The 1,240-nt window shown below is 68.2% G+C and carries 1 protein-coding gene; it reads right to left on the bottom strand.

Features of this window, described 5'->3' with window-relative positions; genetic code table 11:
• The coding region (locus tag HG543_RS53710) for a tetratricopeptide repeat protein (protein WP_169352682.1) at positions 1-989 on the bottom strand (989 nt) is incomplete at its 3' end.
• Between the last annotated feature and the right edge of the window lie 251 nt (positions 990-1,240).

Genomic DNA, 1,240 nt, shown 5'->3' with positions numbered 1-1,240 from the left:
GTGGCCACCTGCGCGGGGGCGGCGGCCGGGGCACCGGCGGGCGCGCCCGCGGCCTCCGGGTTCATCAGCCGCTTCACGGTGGCGATGCGGCCACGGAACTGCGGCTGGTACTGGCTGTTGAGGTAGGTGCCAGCGGCGTCACGCGCGGTCTCCAGCGCCTTCTCGTGCTGACCGACCTCCTGGTACGACTGGGCCAGCAGCAGCATGGCGTAGTCGCGCGTCTTGGAGGCCTTGTCGCCCTCGACGAAGCGGGCCAGCAGGGGCACGGCCTTGTCGTGCTGCCGCGTCTGGTTGTACGCGGTGCCCAGGAAGAAGGACGCGTCCAGCGCCTGCTCCTGCGGCGGGTTCATGGCCAGGAAGCGCTCCATCTCCGAGATGACGCTCTGCATCTCGTTCTTGCGGAAGGCGATCTTCCCGCGCTCGAAGGCGGCGTCACCCGTCTCGCGGCGCAGCACGGAGGCGCGGTCATTGAGGGCCTGGCGCTCCAGGCTGCTCAGGCGGGACGTGTCCAGCTTCACCAGCGCGTCGATGCCCTTGAGGCGCTCGTCGCCGGGGAGGTTGGTCATCATCTTGTAGACCTCGGACGCGCTGCGCTGGGCCGTCTGGTGCGCCGCCGTGTCCGCGCGCTGCTTCTCCAACTGCCCGGTGAGGTCGGCGACCATCTTCTCCAGCCGCTCGCGCTCATTGGTGGCGCTGGAGCTGCGGGCGCTGGTGATCATCAGGGCGGCGCCCACGGCGATGACCGCGAACAGCACGTAGGCCACCGCGGAGGAGATCCACTGGCGCTTCTGGAAATCCTCGTGGCGCTTCCCCACCGTCTTCACCTCCGCATGGAGGTTCTTCAGCAGGTTGTCGCTCTTGATGACCAGATTGCGGGCCTCGACGATCTCCCGCCGGAGGTCCTGCAGTTCCTTCTCCACATCGGTCTTCGACTGCTCTGGCATGGACATCTTCCTGGGCGTGGAAACGAGCTCGGCCGGCTCACGCATCGTAAGGAGTTCTCCCGGGCGTATGGCGATAATTTCCGCACCGGAACAGCAGCGCGAAGCCGCTCCATTTCCGGCAGTGGACGCTCCGGGTCCCGCCTGTCTGCTTCCCCTACAGGAAGCCGTCCGGCAGGGGCCGGGTCGGCTCGGGTGGGAAGCTGTACGTCACGCCCACGCTGAACCAGTTGCCGCCGGTGCTGAAGGAGCCGATGCGGGTGGTCTCCTGGCCCGGGGGAAGCGGGTCGGGGTTGGGC

The sequence above is a fragment of the Pyxidicoccus fallax genome (assembly GCF_012933655.1).
GTDB lineage: Bacteria > Myxococcota > Myxococcia > Myxococcales > Myxococcaceae > Myxococcus > Myxococcus fallax.
Note: the sequence above shows the minus strand (reverse complement) of the source record. Positions and strands in the feature narration are given on the sequence as shown.